18 protein-coding genes and 1 pseudogene are annotated in these 16395 nt (G+C 70.6%); 10 read left to right on the forward strand and 9 right to left on the reverse strand.

Annotated features, from left to right (window positions below):
• Positions 1–46: 46 nt before the first annotated feature.
• A complete protein-coding gene (locus ACIBLA_RS13355) occupies positions 47–748 on the reverse strand; it encodes an FCD domain-containing protein (protein ID WP_363240923.1) in 702 nt (233 codons plus the stop codon).
• Between the two features lie 131 nt (positions 749–879).
• Here ACIBLA_RS13355 and ACIBLA_RS13360 point away from each other — a divergent pair, with 131 nt between their 5' ends.
• Together ACIBLA_RS13360 and ACIBLA_RS13365 are read left to right on the forward strand one after the other, a co-directional pair.
• Positions 880–1422 (forward strand): gluconokinase, encoded by a 543-nt coding sequence (locus tag ACIBLA_RS13360; RefSeq protein ID WP_363240922.1) that lies wholly within the window; start codon positions 880–882, stop codon positions 1420–1422.
• Positions 1423–1497: 75 nt separating this feature from the next.
• Positions 1498–2910 carry a gluconate:H+ symporter gene (locus ACIBLA_RS13365; RefSeq protein WP_363240921.1) on the forward strand — a complete coding sequence of 471 codons (1413 nt, stop codon included), beginning with the start codon at positions 1498–1500 and terminating at the stop codon, positions 2908–2910.
• Positions 2911–2942: 32 nt separating this feature from the next.
• On the opposite strand, the gene ACIBLA_RS13370 is transcribed toward ACIBLA_RS13365, so the two are convergent.
• A complete protein-coding gene (locus ACIBLA_RS13370) occupies positions 2943–3626 on the reverse strand; it encodes a cytochrome b/b6 domain-containing protein (protein WP_399198604.1) in 684 nt (227 codons plus the stop codon).
• Positions 3568–4233, reverse strand: coding sequence for a molybdopterin-dependent oxidoreductase (locus ACIBLA_RS13375; RefSeq protein ID WP_363240979.1), 666 nt, complete (start codon positions 4231–4233; stop codon positions 3568–3570). Before ACIBLA_RS13375 ends, ACIBLA_RS13370 begins: the two co-directional genes overlap by 59 nt.
• A 147-nt stretch (positions 4234–4380) precedes the next feature.
• Here ACIBLA_RS13375 and ACIBLA_RS13380 point away from each other — a divergent pair, with 147 nt between their 5' ends.
• The gene (locus tag ACIBLA_RS13380) at positions 4381–4848 is read left to right on the forward strand and encodes an ASCH domain-containing protein (RefSeq protein WP_399198605.1); all 468 of its coding nucleotides are present in this window, start codon (positions 4381–4383) and stop codon (positions 4846–4848) included.
• A gap of 28 nt (positions 4849–4876) precedes the next feature.
• On the opposite strand, the gene ACIBLA_RS13385 is transcribed toward ACIBLA_RS13380, so the two are convergent.
• Positions 4877–6532: an FAD-binding dehydrogenase gene (locus ACIBLA_RS13385; RefSeq protein ID WP_363240918.1), complete on the reverse strand. Its 1656-nt coding sequence runs from the start codon at positions 6530–6532 to the stop codon at positions 4877–4879.
• A 91-nt stretch (positions 6533–6623) separates the two neighbouring features.
• Between ACIBLA_RS13385 and ACIBLA_RS13390 the strand changes: the two genes are divergently transcribed.
• The 6 genes and pseudogenes from ACIBLA_RS13390 to ACIBLA_RS13415 all read left to right on the forward strand — a co-directional run bounded on the left by ACIBLA_RS13390 (position 6624) and on the right by ACIBLA_RS13415 (position 10696).
• A complete protein-coding gene (locus ACIBLA_RS13390; RefSeq protein WP_363240917.1) occupies positions 6624–7172 on the forward strand; it encodes an NUDIX domain-containing protein in 549 nt (182 codons plus the stop codon).
• A 19-nt stretch (positions 7173–7191) separates the two neighbouring features.
• On the forward strand, positions 7192–7584 hold the full coding sequence (locus tag ACIBLA_RS13395; protein ID WP_363240978.1) for a DUF202 domain-containing protein: 393 nt from the start codon (positions 7192–7194) through the stop codon (positions 7582–7584).
• Positions 7584–7913: a DUF202 domain-containing protein gene (locus ACIBLA_RS13400; protein ID WP_363240916.1), complete on the forward strand. Its 330-nt coding sequence runs from the start codon at positions 7584–7586 to the stop codon at positions 7911–7913. Before ACIBLA_RS13395 ends, ACIBLA_RS13400 begins: the two co-directional genes overlap by 1 nt.
• Positions 7914–8005: 92 nt before the next feature.
• Positions 8006–8301 (forward strand): annotated as a pseudogene (locus ACIBLA_RS13405) (hypothetical protein).
• 149 nt (positions 8302–8450) lie between these two features.
• Positions 8451–9473 carry a phosphotransferase family protein gene (locus ACIBLA_RS13410; RefSeq protein ID WP_399198607.1) on the forward strand — a complete coding sequence of 341 codons (1023 nt, stop codon included), beginning with the start codon at positions 8451–8453 and terminating at the stop codon, positions 9471–9473.
• 8 nt (positions 9474–9481) lie between these two features.
• A complete protein-coding gene (locus ACIBLA_RS13415) occupies positions 9482–10696 on the forward strand; it encodes an acyl-CoA dehydrogenase family protein (RefSeq protein WP_363240913.1) in 1215 nt (404 codons plus the stop codon).
• A 14-nt stretch (positions 10697–10710) separates the two neighbouring features.
• Here ACIBLA_RS13415 and ACIBLA_RS13420 read toward each other — a convergent pair whose 3' ends face one another.
• The 3 genes from ACIBLA_RS13420 to ACIBLA_RS13430 are packed head-to-tail and all read right to left on the reverse strand — an operon-like array spanning position 10711 to position 12233.
• Entirely contained in the window at positions 10711–11304 is a 594-nt protein-coding gene (locus tag ACIBLA_RS13420; protein ID WP_363240912.1) for a TetR/AcrR family transcriptional regulator, read from the reverse strand.
• 18 nt (positions 11305–11322) lie between these two features.
• On the reverse strand, positions 11323–11469 hold the full coding sequence (locus ACIBLA_RS13425) for a hypothetical protein (RefSeq protein WP_363240911.1): 147 nt from the start codon (positions 11467–11469) through the stop codon (positions 11323–11325).
• Positions 11466–12233, reverse strand: coding sequence for an SDR family oxidoreductase (locus ACIBLA_RS13430; RefSeq protein ID WP_363240910.1), 768 nt, complete (start codon positions 12231–12233; stop codon positions 11466–11468). The genes ACIBLA_RS13425 and ACIBLA_RS13430 overlap by 4 nt, the downstream gene beginning before the upstream one ends.
• Positions 12234–12401: 168 nt before the next feature.
• On the opposite strand from ACIBLA_RS13430, the gene ACIBLA_RS13435 reads away from it, so the two are divergent.
• Complete coding sequence (locus tag ACIBLA_RS13435) at positions 12402–12611, forward strand: hypothetical protein (protein WP_399198609.1); 210 nt, start codon at positions 12402–12404, stop codon at positions 12609–12611.
• Here ACIBLA_RS13435 and ACIBLA_RS13440 read toward each other — a convergent pair.
• Both ACIBLA_RS13440 and ACIBLA_RS13445 read right to left on the reverse strand, forming a co-directional pair.
• Entirely contained in the window at positions 12595–13044 is a 450-nt protein-coding gene (locus tag ACIBLA_RS13440; RefSeq protein WP_363240908.1) for a spore-associated protein, read from the reverse strand. The two genes, ACIBLA_RS13435 and ACIBLA_RS13440, sit on opposite strands and share 17 nt — an antisense overlap.
• Positions 13045–13246: 202 nt before the next feature.
• A complete protein-coding gene (locus ACIBLA_RS13445) occupies positions 13247–16372 on the reverse strand; it encodes an alpha-N-acetylglucosaminidase TIM-barrel domain-containing protein (RefSeq protein WP_363240907.1) in 3126 nt (1041 codons plus the stop codon).
• Between the last annotated feature and the right edge of the window lie 23 nt (positions 16373–16395).

The raw sequence follows: 16395 nt of genomic DNA on the forward strand, positions 1-16395 counted from the left end.
CCTGAAAAGGTAAGTCTGACACCGCCGTGGCCGGGCGCGGCGCCGGTCAGGGCGCCAGTACGTCGAGTTCCTGGAGCGCGCCGACGGCGATCTCCCGCGTCAGCTCCTCCGCGCGGGCCGCGTCCCGCTCCCGTACGGCCTCGGCGACCTGCACATGCAGCGTCACGGCCGCCGGATCCGGGTCGTGGAACATCACCTCGTGCCGCGTACGGCCTGTCAGAACCTCCGCGACCACATCGCCGAGCCGCGCGAACATCTCGTTGCCCGACGCGTCGAGAACCACCCGGTGGAAGGCGATGTCGTGGCGCAGATAGCCCTCCAGTTGATGGCCGCGCGAGGTGGCGACCATCCCGAGCGCCTGCTCGGTGAGGGCGGCGCACTGCTCGGGCGTGGCATGGATGGCGGCGAGACCGGCGGCGACGGGTTCGATCGCGGAGCGCAGCACGGTCAGCGAGCGCAGTTGGCGCGGCCGGTCGCTGCCCGCGAGGCGCCAGCGGATGACCCGCGGATCGTAGACGTTCCACTCGCGGGCGGGCCGCACGGTCACCCCGACGCGGCGCCGCGACTGCACGAGGTGCATCGATTCGAGGACGCGGACCACTTCCCGTACGACGGTCCGCGAGACGTCGAAGCGCTGCGCGACCTCGTCGGTGCGCACGACGCCGCCCTCGGGGTACTCGCCCCCCGTGATGGCGAGACCGAGGGTGTCGAGCACATGGGTATGCAGGCCCCGGCCTTCTGTGGTCATGGCGGAAGCCTACGGGGCGGGCTCGCCGAAGAAAAAATATGACGTGTGGGTTACGACACCTTGAATACGTCGTACATATGGGTTTCAGTAGCGCGGAGGCAGCGGAGCACATGAAGACAGCGAGGCATGACATGAGCACCCCCCACGTCGTCGTGGTGATGGGCGTGGCAGGTACCGGCAAGACCACCGTCGGTCCCCTGCTGGCCGCCGCCCTGGGCGTCCCGTACGCCGAGGGCGACGACTTCCACCCCCCGGAGAACATCGCCAAGATGTCCGCCGGCACCCCGCTGGACGACGACGACCGCTGGCCCTGGCTCGACGCGATCGGGCGCTGGGCGCACGGCCGGGCCGGTCTCGGCGGTGTGGTCAGCAGCTCGGCGCTCAAGCGCGTCTACCGGGACCGGCTGCGGGCTGCGGCGCCCGACGCCGTCTTCCTGCATCTCACCGGCGAACGCGCCCTGGTCGAGCGGCGGATGGCGGAACGCAAGGGGCACTTCATGCCCACGGCCCTGCTGGATTCGCAGTTCGCCACGTTGCAGCCGCTGGGCGACGACGAGGCGGGCGTCACCGTCGATGTGACGGGCACTCCCGAGGAGATCAGCCGGCGGAGTGTCGCCGCGCTCGGACGTCTCGACCGGCCCCATCCCCACGAGCCCGAACCCGAACCCGCCTGACACACAAGCCAGTCCCCCCGAATTCCCCGACTCCTCAACTCCCCAACACCCGAACTCCCGAACTAAGGAACCCCCGTGACCAGTCTCAGTGCCGAGACGCTGGCAGCGGACGCCGTAGAACCGATCACCTCGGCCGGCAACACGCAGCTGGGCATCGCCGTTCTCGCCGGTATTGCCGTCATCGTCCTGCTCATCACCAAGTTCAAACTGCACGCCTTCCTCGCCCTGACCATCGGCACCCTGGCGCTCGGCGCCTTCGCCGGCGCGTCCCTGGGCGACACCATCACCAGCTTCTCCGCCGGTCTCGGCTCCACCGTCGCGGGTGTCGGCGTGCTGATCGCGCTGGGCGCGATACTCGGCAAGCTGCTCGCGGACTCGGGCGGCGCCGACCAGATAGTCGACACGATCCTCAGCCGGGCGAGCGGGCGGGCGATGCCCTGGGCCATGGTCCTCATCGCCTCCGTGATCGGGCTGCCGCTGTTCTTCGAGGTCGGCATCGTGCTGCTGATCCCGGTGGTGCTGCTGGTCGCCAAACGAGGCAACTTCTCCCTGATGAGGATCGGTATCCCGGCGCTGGCCGGCCTCTCCGTCATGCACGGGCTGATACCGCCGCACCCCGGCCCGCTCGTCGCGATCGACGCCATCGGCGCCGACCTCGGCGTCACACTGGCGCTGGGCCTGGTCATCTCCATACCCACGGTGATCATCGCCGGTCCGCTGTTCTCCCGCTACGCCGCGCGCTGGGTGGACATCCAGCCGCCCGAGCGGATGCTCCAGACGCTGGAGAAGCGCGAGTCCGAGTCCGACGGCACCGACAGGCGTCCGAGCTTCGGCGCCACGGTCACCACCGTCCTGCTGCCGGTCGTCCTGATGCTGGTCAAGGCACTCGTCGACATCGTCGTGGACGACCCGGAGAACCAGGTCCAGAAGGTCGCGGACGTCGTCGGCTCCCCGCTGATCGCGCTGCTCGCCGCCGTACTGGTCGGCATGTTCACCCTGGGGCGCGCCGCCGGATTCACCAAGGACCGGCTCGCCTCGACCGTCGAGAAGTCCTTCGGCCCCATCGCGGGCGTGCTGCTGATCGTCGCCGCGGGCGGCGGTTTCAAGCAGACCCTGATCGACGCGGGCGTCGGCCAGATGATCCTCGACTTCTCCGAGGACTGGTCGATCCCCGCGCTGCTGCTGGGCTGGCTGATCGCGGTGGCGATCCGGCTGGCGACCGGCTCGGCGACGGTCGCCACGATCTCCGCCGCCGGTCTCGCGGCGCCGCTCGCCGCCGACATGTCGACATCGCACGCCGCGCTGCTGGTGCTGGCGATCGGCGCCGGATCCCTCTTCTTCAGCCATGTCAACGACGCCGGATTCTGGCTGGTGAAGGAGTACTTCGGGATGGACGTCGGCCAGACGATCAAGACCTGGTCGGTGATGGAGACGATCATCTCCGTCGTCGGTCTCGGCTTCGTGATGCTGCTGTCCCTGATCCTCTAGGCCGTGTTACGTCCCCGGCCGGGCGGGGCGGGTCACTCCTCTTCCTTCCACAGAGGGTGCTCCCGCTCCGCCCACGGCCGTTCCACCGACCCCGTCCGCATGCCGCGCCGCGCCTCCGGGTCGGCGAGCGCCATCCCGATGTGCCCGACGAGCACGAGCCCCACGGCCAGCGACAGCCAGTCGTGCACGAACGTGGCGCTCGTCCGCCACACCAGCGGCGTCAGCCAGGTGAACCACATCATCAGGCCGGTCGCGAGCATGACCAGTACGGCTCCGGCGATCCAGCCGCCGTACAGCTTCTGCCCGGCGTTGAACTTGCCCGCCGGGCGCGACTCGGGCCGGAAGTCGCGCCGCCGCACCGCCCGCAGCCACTCCTTGTCGTGCGGCGCGAAGCGGTTCAGCCGCCGCAGATCCGCGCGGAACGACGGGGACGCCAGTCCCACGAGGAACGGCGCCGGCAGCAGCAGCCCCGACCACTCGTGCAGCGTGACCACCAGATAGCGGCGGCCGACGAGTTCGGCGAGCTGCGGTACGTACAGACAGGCCGCCGTCGCCACGCACAGCAGCATCAGCCCGGCCGTCGTCCGGTGGACCAGCCGCTCGGCCCGGCTGAACCGCCTCCGCAGCCGGGGGCGGGGGCTCGTCGCCCGCGGCGGATCAGACGGTCGGGGTGTCGGTGCGGCCGTTGGACCGACCGACCCAGGCGTCGACGTCATAGCCGCGCTCCTCCCAGTAGCCGGGGCGGACGTCGGAGGTGACGGAGATCCCGGAGAGCCATTTCGCCGATTTGTAGAAGTACATGGGCGCCACATAGAGCCGTACCGGACCGCCGTGCGCGTGCTCGACCGGCTTGTCCCGCATCCTCAGCGCCACCAGCACGTCCGGCCGCCTCGCCTGCTCCATCGTCAGGCTCTCGCTGTACGTGCCGTCGAAGCAGGTGAAGCGCACGGCCCCGGCCCCCGGCCGTACCCCCGCCGCGTCCAGGATCCGCGACAGCCGTACGCCCTCGAACGGCGTGTCCGGCACGCGCCAGCCGGTGACGCACTGGACGTCACGGACCATGCGGGTCTGCGGCAGCTTCCGCAGGGCGTCGAGCGTGTACGTGGTCGGCCGGTCGACCAGCCCGTCCACCGTGAGCCGGTAGTCCTCGGGGCCCTTGCGGGGTACGGAGGTGGCCACCGAGTAGTAGCGGAACCCGCCCCCGTTGGGCAGCAGCCCGGTCAGTCCCGTGGGATCGCGGTCGGACGCCGCGCCCAGGAAGGCCTCGAACCCCCGCTGGAGATAGGGCGCGGTGACGACGCCCGCCGCGCCGAGGCCGAGCATGGAGAGCACCAGGCGCCGCCCGACGGGCGTGCCCTCCTGGTGGCTTTCGGAAGTGGTCACCTCTCGATTCGAACACCACCGGGGCCCGGAAGCCAGGGCCGTCGGCGTTCCGTCATGGTTTCGTCAGAGTCCGGCAGACTGACGCCCATGGAGACGCCCCAGGAACACCACGACGACCACCCCGACCAACCCCGCGAGCCCCGCGAAGCCCTCCCGCCCTTTCTGCTCGCCTTCCCCGGACCGCTGCGCGATCAGCTGGTCGCGGCCGTCCTGTCCGGGGAGAAGGTCTCGACGACGGGCCTGCTGGCCGAGTACGAGGCGGAGAAGGAGGAGTTGCCGCCGGTCGGCGAGCGCTCGGCGCTGATCGACTCGGACGGCCGCGAGATCGCCGTCGTCGAACTGACGGAGGTACGGGTGCTGCCGCTGGGCCAGGTCGATCTCCAGCACGCCCTGGACGAGGGCGAGGGATACGACTCGGTGGAGTCCTGGCGCGCGGGCCACGAGGCGTTCTGGCACAGCGACGAGATGCGGGAGGCGCTGGGCGACCCGGCGTACACCGTGCACGACGGGACGCTGGTGGTGGCGGAGCGCTTCCGGGTGGTGGAGCGCCTGTAGTTCCGGCCCACCGCCTCAGCCCACCACCTCAGCCCACCGCCTCGGCCGCCGCCCTCCCGGCCGCGCGCCCCGAGAAAATGCAGCCGCCGAGGAACGTCCCCTCCAGCGAGCGGTACCCGTGCATCCCGCCCCCGCCGAAGCCGGCCGCCTCGCCCGCCGCGTACACCCCGGCCAGCGGAGCACCGTCCGCGCGTAGCACGCGCGAGGACAGATCGGTCTGAAGACCGCCGAGCGACTTGCGGGTCAGGATGTGCAGCCGTACGGCGATCAGCGGACCGGCCTTGGGGTCGAGGATGCGGTGCGGCGCCACCGTACGGATCAGCTTGTCGCCCAGATACGCGCGCGCCCCGCGCACGGCCGTCACCTGGAGGTCCTTGGTGAACGGGTTCGCGACCTCCCGGTCGCGGGCGGTGATCTCCCGGCGCAGCTCGGCCTCGTCGATCAGCGGCTCCTCGGTGAGCGCGTTCATGCCGCTCACGAGTGAGGCCAGGTCCTTCTCCACGACGAAGTCCGCGCCGTTGTCCATGAACGCCTTCACCGGTCCCGGCACGTCCTGGCGCGCCCGGTTGATCACGTCACGCACGGACTTGCCCGTCAGGTCGGGGTTCTGCTCGGAGCCGGAGAGCGCGAACTCCTTGCCGATGATGCGCTGGTTGAGGACGAACCAGGTGTGGTCGTGGCCCGAGTGCATGATGTGGTCCAGCGTGCCGAGCGTGTCGAAGCCGGGGAACAGCGGCACCGGCAGCCGCCGGCCGCGCGCGTCGAGCCACAGCGACGAGGGGCCGGGCAGGATCCGGATGCCGTGGGCGGCCCAGATCGGGTTCCAGTTCCCGATGCCCTCCGTGTAGTGCCACATCCGGTCCCGGTTGATGTGGTGGGCGCCGGCCTCCTCGGTGATGCCGAGCATCAGACCGTCGACATGGGCGGGCACGCCGGAGAGCATCCGCGCGGGCGGGGTGCCGAGGCGTTCGGGCCACTGGGCGCGTACGAGGTCGTGGTTGCCGCCGATGCCGCCGGACGTCACGATCACGGCCTGGCCCTTGAGTTCGAACGTGCCCGTCGTGACACGGCTGCTGGCCGTGCCGCGTTCGGCGTCGCTCGGCTCAAGTACCTCGCCGGTCACGGTGTCCACGGCGCCCGCCGTGGCGCCGAGTCCGGTGACCCGGTGCCGGAAGCGGAACGTCACCAGCCCCTTGGCGACGCCTTCGCGCACCTTGCGCTCGAACGGCTCCACGACGCCGGGCCCGGTCCCCCAGGTGATGTGGAAGCGGGGGACGGAGTTGCCGTGCCCGACCGCCCCGTAGCCACCGCGCTCGGCCCAGCCGACGACCGGGAAGAACCGCACGCCCCGCTCGCGCAGCCAGGACCGCTTCTCCCCGGCGGCGAAGTCCACGTACGCCTCGGCCCACTTGCGCGGCCAGTGGTCCTCCTCGCGGTCGAACCCGGCCGTGCCGAGCCAGTCCTGGAGCGCGAGGTCCCGGCTGTCCCTGACGCGCAGCCGCCGCTGCTCGGGCGAGTCCACGAGGAACAGCCCGCCGAAGGACCAGTGCGCCTGTCCGCCGATGGACCGCTCGGGCTCCTGGTCGACCAGGACCACCGAGCGCCCGGCGTCGACGAGTTCGGCGGTCGCGACCAGTCCGGCCAGTCCCGCGCCGATCACGATCACATCAGCGTCGTACGCCATGGGTTCCCACCTTCTCCGGGGCGACTGAGGTGGTCCGATCTTCCGTACGGGCCGGTAACGAGTCAACTGTTCGGCATGCCAGGCTGTCCCCATGAACCCCGCTGACTCCGCTGACCCCGCTCACGAGATCCTCGACATCGTCGACGAGAACGACAACGTCGTGGGGCAGGCCCCGCGCGGCGAGGCGTACGCGAAGGGGCTGCGGCACCGCTGCGTCTTCATCCTCGCGCGCGACGCCGACGACCGGGTCTTCGTCCACCGCAGAACGGCGACCAAGCTCGCCTTCCCCTCCCACCACGACATGTTCGTGGGCGGTGTGGTCGGTACGGGCGAGACGTACGACGAAGCGGCGCGGCGCGAGGCCGCGGAGGAGCTCGGGGTCCCGGACCTGCCGCGCCCCGTACCGCTGTTGTCGTTCCTGTACGAGTCCGAGGACGGCTCGCTGAGCTGGTGGTCGCATGTCTACGAGGTCCGCTGCGTGCTGCCGGTCGCCCCGCAGGCTGACGAGATCGACTGGCACACCTTCCTCACCGAGGAGGAGCTGGAGCGCCGGCTGGCGCGGAGCGCGGACGACGGCGGATGGCGGTGGACGCCGGACGGCGTGGCGGCGTACGAGCGGCTGAAGGCGGCTCGCGCCTGAGGTGCGTAGGGTGCGACGGGTGATCGACTTCGTACGCGGCCTGCGCCTGTGGTTCGCTCCCCGGCGGATCAGCGAGGATGGCACGACCCCCGACTACCGTTTCTCGCTCGCCAACGAACGCACGTTCCTCGCCTGGATCCGTACCGCGCTCGCCCTGGTGGGCGGCGGATTCGCGGTCGACCAGTTCCTGCCGGACCTGCGCTGGGGGGTGCGGGTGGGGCTGGCGGTGGTGCTGTTCGCCATCGGCGCGCTCAGCGCGCTGCGGGCGATCAGTCAGTGGGTGCGCAGCGAACGGGCGATGCGCCGGGGCGAGGATCTGCCGGTGACAGCTTTTCCGACGCTGCTGGGTCTGTCCGTCGCGGCCGTCGCCGTGATCATGCTGGTCGTGGTGTCGACGGGCCGGACCGGCTGATGGGCGGCCCGGACCGTCAACACGAGGCCGCCGAGCGGGACCCCGGCCTCCAGCCGGAGCGCACACGGTTGGCCTGGCGGCGTACGACCCTGACGTACACGGTCGTGGCGGTGCTCGCGGGCCGACAGGTCGTCAGGGACGACGTGACGGTGGCGGGGGTGGTCGCGGCGGTGCTGGGCGCGCTCGTCTGGCTGGCGTTCCTCTGGGTGGCACACCGTCGGATGGTGGCGCTGGACACGGCGGAGCCGCGCGCCCTGCCGGTGCGCGCGGGCGTGGCGGCGGTGGCCTGTGTGATCTGCCTGGCGGCGTTCGGCGTGACGGTGCTGTGACGCGAACCGGACCTACCAGCCATCACGGACAGGACTGGTAGCGTCCCGTGCGGCTTCGCACATCATCACCGAACCCAGCAAAGGCACACATAATGACGGCCAGTCACCAGGAACACCCCACGCACGAGCACACCCACGGACCGACCTGCGGCCACACCGAGTTGCGGCACGGTGACCATGTCGACTACGCGCACGACGGCCATCTGCACCGCAGCCACGCCGAGCACTGGGACGAGTGCGAGCCCGCCGCCCATGTCGTCCACGAGAATCACCCGCACCAGCACCTGGAGGGCTGCGGCCACCCGCCGTCGCGCACGGCGACCACAAGGACTACGTCCACGACGGCCACCGGCACGCCGCCCACGAGGGGCACTGGGACGACCACTGATCCCCGGTCGCACCCGGCCGGGTCCGCCCACCCCGGACCCGGCCCCCCTTGGCGGTTTCCCGTCACGCACTGGACGGCATACCGACTGGTCGGCATCATGAACGGCGAAGGCCTTCCACCGCCCCCGCCCGCCCATGGAGGTACGACCGATGAGCGCCAGTCCCCCGCCAGGACTCGACCCGGCGCGGCTGCGCGGCCATCTCGACCGCGAGCGCCCCGGACTGGTGGGCGGACCACTGGGCGCCCGGCTGATCGAGGGCGGCCGGTCGAATCTGACGTATCTGGTCACCGACGGCGCCCACGAGTGGGTGGTCCGCAGGCCCCCGCTCGGCCATGTCCTCGCCACGGCCCATGACATGAAGCGCGAGTTCCGGGTGATCAGCGCGCTGCACCCGACCGCCGTGCCGGTCCCGGAGCCGCTGCTGCTGTGCGAGGACACGGATGTGCTCGGGGCGCCCTTCTACGTCATGGAGTACGTGAGGGGGACGCCGTACCGCACGGCCGAACAGCTCGCTCCTCTCGGCCCCGAGCGGACCCGCGCCGTGCTCCTCGGTCTTGTCGACACCCTGGTCGAGCTGCACGCGGTCGACCCCTCGGCGGTGGGGCTCGGCGACTTCGGCCGCCCCGAGGGCTTCCTCGACCGCCAACTGCGCCGCTGGGGCAAGCAGTTGGACGCCTCGCGCAACCGGGACCTGCCCGGCGTCGACGAGTTGCACGCGGCTCTCGGCCGCTCCCTGCCCCACTCCCCCGCGCCGACCGTCATCCACGGCGACTATCGTCTCGACAACGTCCTGATCGGTGACGACGACCGCATCAAGGCCGTGCTGGACTGGGAGATGTCCACGCTCGGCGATCCGCTGACCGACCTCGGCCTGCTGGTGATGTACAGCGCGCCGCTGGAGATCACCGGCTCCCCCATCAGCACGACCGCCGGCGCGGCCGGCCATCCCGACCCGGCCGAGCTGGTCGAGCGTTATGCCGCCGGTTCGGGCCGCGACACCTCGGCGGTCGCCTGGTACACGGCCTTCGCCTGGTTCAAGCTCGCGGTGATCCTCGAAGGCATCCACTACCGCTACACGCTGGGCCAGACGGTCGGCGGCGGATTCGAGCGCATCGGGGATCTCGTCCCCGTCTTCATCGAGCACGGCCTCACCACCCTGCAGGAAGGCTGACCGCACCCATGGACTTCGCATTCGACGCCCGCACCGAGGAACTCCGCAGCAGGCTGCTGGACTTCATGGATGAGCACGTACGCCCCGCCGAGGCGATCGCGCACGAACAGCGCGCGCGGCTCGCCGACCCCTGGGACACCCCGGCGATCGTCGGGGAGCTGAAGGCCGAGGCGCGTCGGCGCGGACTGTGGAACCTGTTCCTCCCGGACGCGGAGCACGGCGCCGGGCTCACCAACCTCCAGTACGCGCCGCTCGCCGAAATCACCGGCCTGAGCCCGCAGTTGGCCCCGACGGCGCTCAACTGCGCGGCGCCCGACACCGGAAACATGGAGGTACTGGCCCAGTTCGGCGGCGACGAACAGAAGAAGCGCTGGCTGGAGCCGCTGCTCGCCGGTGAGATCCGCTCGGCGTTCGCGATGACCGAACCGGAGGTCGCCTCGTCCGACGCGACGAACATCCGCACCCGGATCGAGCGCGACGGCGACGAATACGTGATCAACGGTCGCAAGTGGTACATCTCCGGGGCGATGAACCCGGCCTGCGAGATCTTCATCGTGATGGGCAAGACCGACCCGGACGGCACCGACATCCGCCGCCAGCAGTCGATGATCCTCGTCCCGCGCGACACCCCCGGCCTCACCGTCGAGCGCGCGATGAGCGTGTACGGCTACGAGGACCACTGGCACGGCGGCCACGCCGAGGTGACCTTCACCGACGTCCGTGTCCCGGCGGCGAATCTCATCGGCGAGGAGGGCGGCGGCTTCGCCATCGCCCAGGCACGGCTCGGCCCCGGCCGGATCCACCACTGCATGCGGCTGATCGGCATGGCCGAGCGCGCGATCGAGCTGATGTGCCGGCGGGCCGTGTCCCGTACGGCCTTCGGAAAGCCCATCGCCGAGCAGGGCGTGGTGCGGAACTGGATCGCCGACGCGCGGGTGAGCGTCGAGCAGTTGCGGCTGCTGGTGCTCAAGACGGCCTGGCTGATGGACACGGTCGGCAACCGGGGCGCGCACACGGAGATCCAGGCCATCAAGATCGCGACCCCGCGCGCGGTGGTCGGCATCATCGACAGCGCGGTGCAGCTGCACGGCGCGGGCGGGGTGAGCCAGGACTACCCCCTGGCGGAGCTGTGGGCCGCGGCGCGGACCCTGCGACTGGCCGACGGCCCCGACGAGGTGCACCAACGTTCGCTGGCGCGGCGGGAGTTGCGGAAGTACGCGTAGGTCTTTGAGGGGCCCTACGGGCGCAGCGCCCGCAGCAGCAGATCCGCGAGATGGTCGGCGACCTGCTGCGGGGTGAGCGGGCCGTCCGGCCGGTACCAGGTGGAGAGGTGGTGGACCGACCCGAAGTGGTAGTCCACCACCAGGTCGGCCGGCGTGGCCGAGGTGAAGACCCCGCTGCGCTGGCCCTCTTCGACCAGCGCGCGGAACCGCTCGTGGTAGCGCCGCCGCTCGGCCCGTACCTGCTTGTTCTTCTCCGGGCTCAGATGGTGCATGGAGCGGAAGAAGATCGCCGCGTCGTCCAGGTTGTCGATGGTGGTCACGACCACGTCGGCCGCCGCCGCGCGCAGCCGCCGCTCGACGGGCTCGTCCGCGTCGGCGAAGGCGTCCAGCCGTTCCTGCTGGAGGCGGAGCACCCGTGCGTACACCTCCTGGAGGAGGTCTTCCTTGGAGCCGAAGTAGTGGTACAGCGCGCCCTTGGTGACGCCGGCCGCCTCCACGATCTCCTGGACCGAGGTGCTGCCGTAGCCCTGTTCGGCGAAGAGCCTGGTGGCGGCGGCCAGCAGCCGCTGGGGCACGGGCGTGCCGTTCCCGTCCGTCGTTCTGGCCACTGTCGCCGCCTGCCTTTCTCAGCTCGTCGCGGGGTCCGCCGCCATGGTGTCCCGCGCCGTCCCCTGGTGTGAACGCGGCACCCGCACGAGGATCTTCCCACTCATGGTCATGGACGGTTCCGGCAGGACCTCCGGCCGGGCTCCGTCCGCCGTCGACTCCGTCATCGCCCGACTCCCTCCCATTTCTGCTGAATCTGGTTCATGCCGGTCAGCCACCGGTCGGGATCGGTGGATCGGGCCCGGTAGAAGCCGGCCACCTCGGCGTGCGGCAGCACCAGGAACCGGTCCTCCTCCATCGCCTCGAACAGCGCGTCGGCGACCTCGTCGGGCTCGATGGCCGTCGGGGCGAGTACGAGGTCGCCCGCCGATCCGGTGGCGGCCAGCATGTCCGTACGGACGCCCTGCGGACAGATCGCGTGGACCTTGAGGCCACGGTGCCGGTAGGTCAGCGAGAGCCATTCCGCGTAGGCGAGCGCGCCGTGCTTGGTGACGCTGTACGGCGCGGCGCCGATCATCGTGAGCAGTCCGGCGGCGGAGACGGTGGAGACGAACCTGCCCGCGCCGCGTTCCAGCCAGTCGGGCAGCAGGATCCGCGAGGCGCGGACATGCGCCATCACGTTGACGTCCCACGCCGCCGCCCAGACGTCCTCGTCGGCGAAGACGTCACCGGCCGAGCCGACACCGGCGTTGGCGCAGTAGATGTCGACGCCGCCGCCGAGCGCGTCCCGCGCCTGCTCGACCACGGCGGACGCGTCACCCGGCACGGCGGCGACCGCGCCGATGGACTCGGCGACGGCGTGGGCCTTCAGGGCGTCGAGATCGTTGACGACGACGCGGGCGCCCTCGGCGACGAATCTCTGGGCGAGCGCGGCACCGATACCGCCACCGGCTCCCGTGACCACCACTCGCGCGCCCCGCACCGTACTCATCGGCCCTGCCTCTCCGGTTCACCGCGGCACACACCACCGCTCGACCCCGGCAGACTAACCAGTCGGTATGTCGGGACGGAAGGGCAGGGACGCGATGGGGGCTCCCACACGGGTTCGCACCCAGTCGTACTGCAACGGTGTCTGCTGTGACGGGTGGGCAGGTCGATCGTGCGGATCGAGTGGGATGCCGACGGCGAGCAGCTGGCCGAGTTCTGTGGTGACAGGCCGGCCCGTTACAAGATCCCGCGCCACCTGTGGCTCATGAAAGCCTTCCCGATGACCGTCAGAGGCAAGGCCTGCAAGGTCGCACTGCGGGAGGTGGCGGCGCGGGAACTCATGGCCGGGTGTGTGATGAGCCGGATCAGCGGATTTCGGTGACCCGGTGCTCCTTCAGGGAGCCGCAGTTGGAGTTCTCCACCGACACGTAGACATTGTCGATGCTGCCGCCCCAGCTCACGCAGTAGCCCTTGCCGTAGACGTAGGCCGGCCCCGCGTACGACGTGTAATTCCCGGAGTCGCCGGCCCACTCGTCGGTGTCGGGGACGTAGATGTACGCGGACATGTACTTGGCCGTGCCCGGGTTGGCGCGGATGGTCGCGACGCAGTTCCTGCCGTTCGAGGAGTTGTACGTCAGGTAGACGGTGCCCAGCGAGCCGATGGGCGCCGAGTTCACGGTCTTGTAGGCGCTGCCGCAGACGCCCTGCGGTGTGACGTTGGGTGCGGCGGAGGCGGTCGTCGTGAACGCGGTCGTGGCACCCAACGCCAGCGCGGTCAACGCCCCGATGGCTGCGACATTGCGCGTGATTCTCATATTTCCCCCTTGTGTCTCCGAGAGCGGTTTACTCCCACTTGACGTGACTCGCGAGCGGCACGGATGGTTGTGCCGGGTGCTGTAGAGGACGCCGGAGGGCTCACCGGCCGGTTCGATCCGGTGAGCCCCCTCCAGCCACCCCCGTTACGCAGCCCCATCAGCTACGAGACCGCATTCAGCACCACATCGACGCCGGACTCGATCAGTCCACGGTGAAGTCCCGGAAGCCCACGATCCCCCGGGTGTCCGTCCATCCGTTGGCGGCCGTCATGAACACGCCGACGTCCTGCGCCCCGCTCGCGCCGCCCGGCGTGGCCGTCCCCACGGTCGTCCAGGTGTCGCCGTCCGCGCTGCACTCACCGGTGTAGGAGTCTCCGGAGCGGGTCAGCCGCAGCCACACCGGGGCGGCGAGGGAGCCGGCCTGCTGGATGGAGTCGATCGTGCCGTTCCCGTCGGAGTCCCAGGACAGCGCACATCCGTTGGACGGTGTCACCGCGAGGTTCACCAGGCCCGGGGAGCCGTTCACGGACAGCTCGTCGCGGACGATCAGCCCGGCGCGGGCCCAGCCGCCGGTACGGTCCTGGGTCGTGACCTGGACCATGGCACTTGAGGCGGCACCGAAGGCGCCGGCGCGGTAGATCGCACCGAACTCCTGGTTGCCGCCCCACAGATCGGCGCCGGCGCCCTCGATGGCGAGTTCGTCCCCGGTGCCCGACTGGCCGAAGGCCGCGTCGTTGAAGGAGACTGTCCGGTACGGAGCCCGCACTCCGGTACCCGCCATCAGCCGTACCGAGGTCACGTCTCGCCCCACCGAGCCGCCGGTGCGGTACGTCGCCGTCACCCGAACCCTCGGCAGCAGTGCGTCACCCGCCGCGACGAGAGTCACCTCGAATGCTGCCGTGAAGGTCTCCCCGGGCGCGACCGAGGCGGCGGTCACCTTCCCGACGGGCCTGGTGGTCATGCCCTCCGGTGAGTCGGCGTTCAGCACCACGTCCCCGGCGGGCGCGAAGCCGTTGCGGTTGGTGAAGGTCACGGTGACCGTGACGGGGCTGCCCTCCGTAACCGCCGCCTTGTCCGTGGTGACGCCCAGCGACACTTGGTGCGGGGTCGCGGCCAGGGTGTCCTGTATCTTCCGGGCCAGCTTGTGAACGTCGCCCCGCGTCTTCGTGGGGTGGGTGTCGTGCCGGTGGGCCCAGCCGTCCTCCATGGCGAACCAGTCGATGTCGGCCGGCCGACGGTCCTCCGCGAGCGCCGCCGAAAGCTCGTCGAAGTAGGTCTTCCAGCGGGGGAGATAGAGGCCGGTGAGGAGCCCGGACCACTCGCGGTTGGCGTAGTCGTGCAGGCCCTCTTCGCTGCTCGCCCGGCCGCCCCAGGTGGTGATGATCGACCGGGCGTCGTACTCCAGCTGGTCCTGCTCGGCCCTCGTCGCGCCCCAGGAGCGCGCGTCGGCCAGCCACGGCCCGAGCAGATGCTGCGCGGAGGTGGCCAGGACCTCGTCCATGAGCTTCATCCAGAGCAGCCACACCGAGGTGAGCTCCTCGAACAGAGCCCGGTCCCCGGCCTCGTACGCCGCCTTGATGCCCGGCAGCAGCACCCGGCTGCGGTTCGACAGCACCTGCCGGGCCACATCGGCCAGGTCGTAGCGGTACGCCGAGCTGTCCCGCAACCGCGGTGCGACCAGGAGCAGTTCTGTCAGCGCGGCGTCGAAGGCCGTGGTGTCGTAGCGGTCCGCCGCCGGGCCCCAGGCCGCCGCCTTGTCCGCGCTCAGACTCGGCCTGGCCCCGAACAGCCCGTCGGGCGCTTCGCTCCACGAGTCCGCGCGGGTCATGCCGTACGCCGTCTCACGGATGACCTGCCAGGCGGCGAGGGCATGCCGGTCCTCCCCGCCGTACCGGGACGTGGCGTACGCGGCGAACCAGTCGTCCAGATCGATCGTGCCCGGCGTCCACGCCAGGTCGGTGATGAGCGCCAGCGCCGCGTGGTTGTTGTCGGCGGCCTCCGGCATCGCGGCGATACCGGCCAGCGCGCTGTTCTCCTTGTCCCGCCACTTCGGGTACTGCTCCACCCAGTCGGGTGTGTTGGCGCCCATGGGGGTGTGGCCGCCGAAGTTCCAGATGGAACCGAACGCGTACGGGGTGCCGCCCCAGTCGCTCTCCCGGTCGGTGACCGTGGTGTAGCGGTCCGACAGGCCGTCGACGACGAACATCCCGCTCTTGTCCACGGCGTCGAGGATCTCCCGGCTGGGGTTGGACTGCCAGCCCAGGATCGCCCACACGGCCCCGGGGTGGGCCGTACGCAGGGCCGTCTCGACGGCCTTCGCTGCCTCGCCCACCGGTACGTCACCGGGGTTGCCGCCCTCGTGGAGCAGGTCCATCTTGTACATCGTGCTGTCGCCGAGGCGTTCCGACTGGTTCCGGTAGAAGGCGGCGGCGACTTCCTTGAACGCCGTCGTGCGCGGATCGAGCCAGTCGGGCCGCTTGAAGGCACCCCAGTCGCCCTGCGCGACGACTGACGCGTCGCCGCCGTTCTTGGCGACGAATTCGTCGGGCACGGTGCCGAAGTAGCCGGGCAGTACCGGTGTCATGCCCAGTTCCCGCACCCGGTCGGTGATCTTGCGGGCGAGAGCGGCGCGCTTCTCGACGAGTTGCTCGGACACCGGCCCGCCGAACCCCGACATGTTCTGCAGCAGCCACCACGGCTGATGGGCGGGGGCGGGTATCCACGCCCGCATTTCGGCATCGGAGTATCCGAACTCGCGGAAGGTGTCGTAGTACACCGCGTCGCCGCCGATGTAGACGAGGACCTCGTTGCTGCCGTGCAGCGCGACCACATCGAGCTCGCGCTGCCACGCGTCCCAGTCCCGGTATGGGGCGGTGTAGCCCTCGTTGGTGTCGTTGAAGACGAGCCGGTGCGGCACGTTCGCCACCGCGCTGATCTCCCCGCCAGGCGCGGGCAGCAGCTGGGGAAGATTCAGCTGCTCGCCGTTCCAGGAGATGTCGGCCTTCGCCACCCGCATGAGATAGGTGTTGAGGCCGGTGAGCAGCACCGCCGGGCTCGTGCCCTCCACCGTGATGGCCCCGGCCCGGCCGGTGACCCGGAACCGGTCGGTCCCGCCGGCGGCCAGCGCTCGCAGCGTCACCTGCCGGTGGTGGGCAGGCAGCAGCCGTCGCAGCGAGTCTCTGGCCGGGCCGGTGTCGAACGTCGCGACCTTGTCCGCGGGCTTGGGAGCCGCGTGGGCGCCCGGCGGCAGGGCCAGCAGCACGACGCCCCCGAACGCGGCCGCTCCCGTCAGCAGGCCTCTGCGGCTGAGGGGTTGATTGCCTGTCATAAAACGTCCTCTCAAGACTTTAC

It is taken from the genome of Streptomyces sp. NPDC050433 (assembly GCF_044458565.1).
In the GTDB taxonomy this organism is placed as follows: Bacteria; Actinomycetota; Actinomycetes; order Streptomycetales; family Streptomycetaceae; genus Streptomyces.

Bases quoted from the DNA above. Each gene is read 5' to 3' on its own strand.
- ACIBLA_RS13360 (WP_363240922.1), top strand. From the start codon at position 880: ATGAGCACCCCCCACGTCGTCGTGGTGATGGGCGTGGCAGGTACCGGC.
- ACIBLA_RS13410 (WP_399198607.1), top strand. From the start codon at position 8,451: ATGAGCGCCAGTCCCCCGCCAGGACTCGACCCGGCGCGGCTGCGCGGC.
- ACIBLA_RS13380 (WP_399198605.1), top strand. From the start codon at position 4,381: ATGGAGACGCCCCAGGAACACCACGACGACCACCCCGACCAACCCCGC.
- ACIBLA_RS13430 (WP_363240910.1), bottom strand. From the start codon at position 12,233: ATGAGTACGGTGCGGGGCGCGCGAGTGGTGGTCACGGGAGCCGGTGGC.
- ACIBLA_RS13375 (WP_363240979.1), bottom strand. From the start codon at position 4,233: ATGCTCGGCCTCGGCGCGGCGGGCGTCGTCACCGCGCCCTATCTCCAG.
- ACIBLA_RS13390 (WP_363240917.1), top strand. From the start codon at position 6,624: ATGAACCCCGCTGACTCCGCTGACCCCGCTCACGAGATCCTCGACATC.
- ACIBLA_RS13355 (WP_363240923.1), bottom strand. From the start codon at position 748: ATGACCACAGAAGGCCGGGGCCTGCATACCCATGTGCTCGACACCCTC.
- ACIBLA_RS13425 (WP_363240911.1), bottom strand. From the start codon at position 11,469: ATGACGGAGTCGACGGCGGACGGAGCCCGGCCGGAGGTCCTGCCGGAA.
- ACIBLA_RS13440 (WP_363240908.1), bottom strand. From the start codon at position 13,044: ATGAGAATCACGCGCAATGTCGCAGCCATCGGGGCGTTGACCGCGCTG.
- ACIBLA_RS13370 (WP_399198604.1), bottom strand. From the start codon at position 3,626: ATGACGTCGACGCCTGGGTCGGTCGGTCCAACGGCCGCACCGACACCC.
- ACIBLA_RS13385 (WP_363240918.1), bottom strand. From the start codon at position 6,532: ATGGCGTACGACGCTGATGTGATCGTGATCGGCGCGGGACTGGCCGGA.
- ACIBLA_RS13445 (WP_363240907.1), bottom strand. From the start codon at position 16,372: ATGACAGGCAATCAACCCCTCAGCCGCAGAGGCCTGCTGACGGGAGCG.
- ACIBLA_RS13415 (WP_363240913.1), top strand. From the start codon at position 9,482: ATGGACTTCGCATTCGACGCCCGCACCGAGGAACTCCGCAGCAGGCTG.
- ACIBLA_RS13400 (WP_363240916.1), top strand. From the start codon at position 7,584: ATGGGCGGCCCGGACCGTCAACACGAGGCCGCCGAGCGGGACCCCGGC.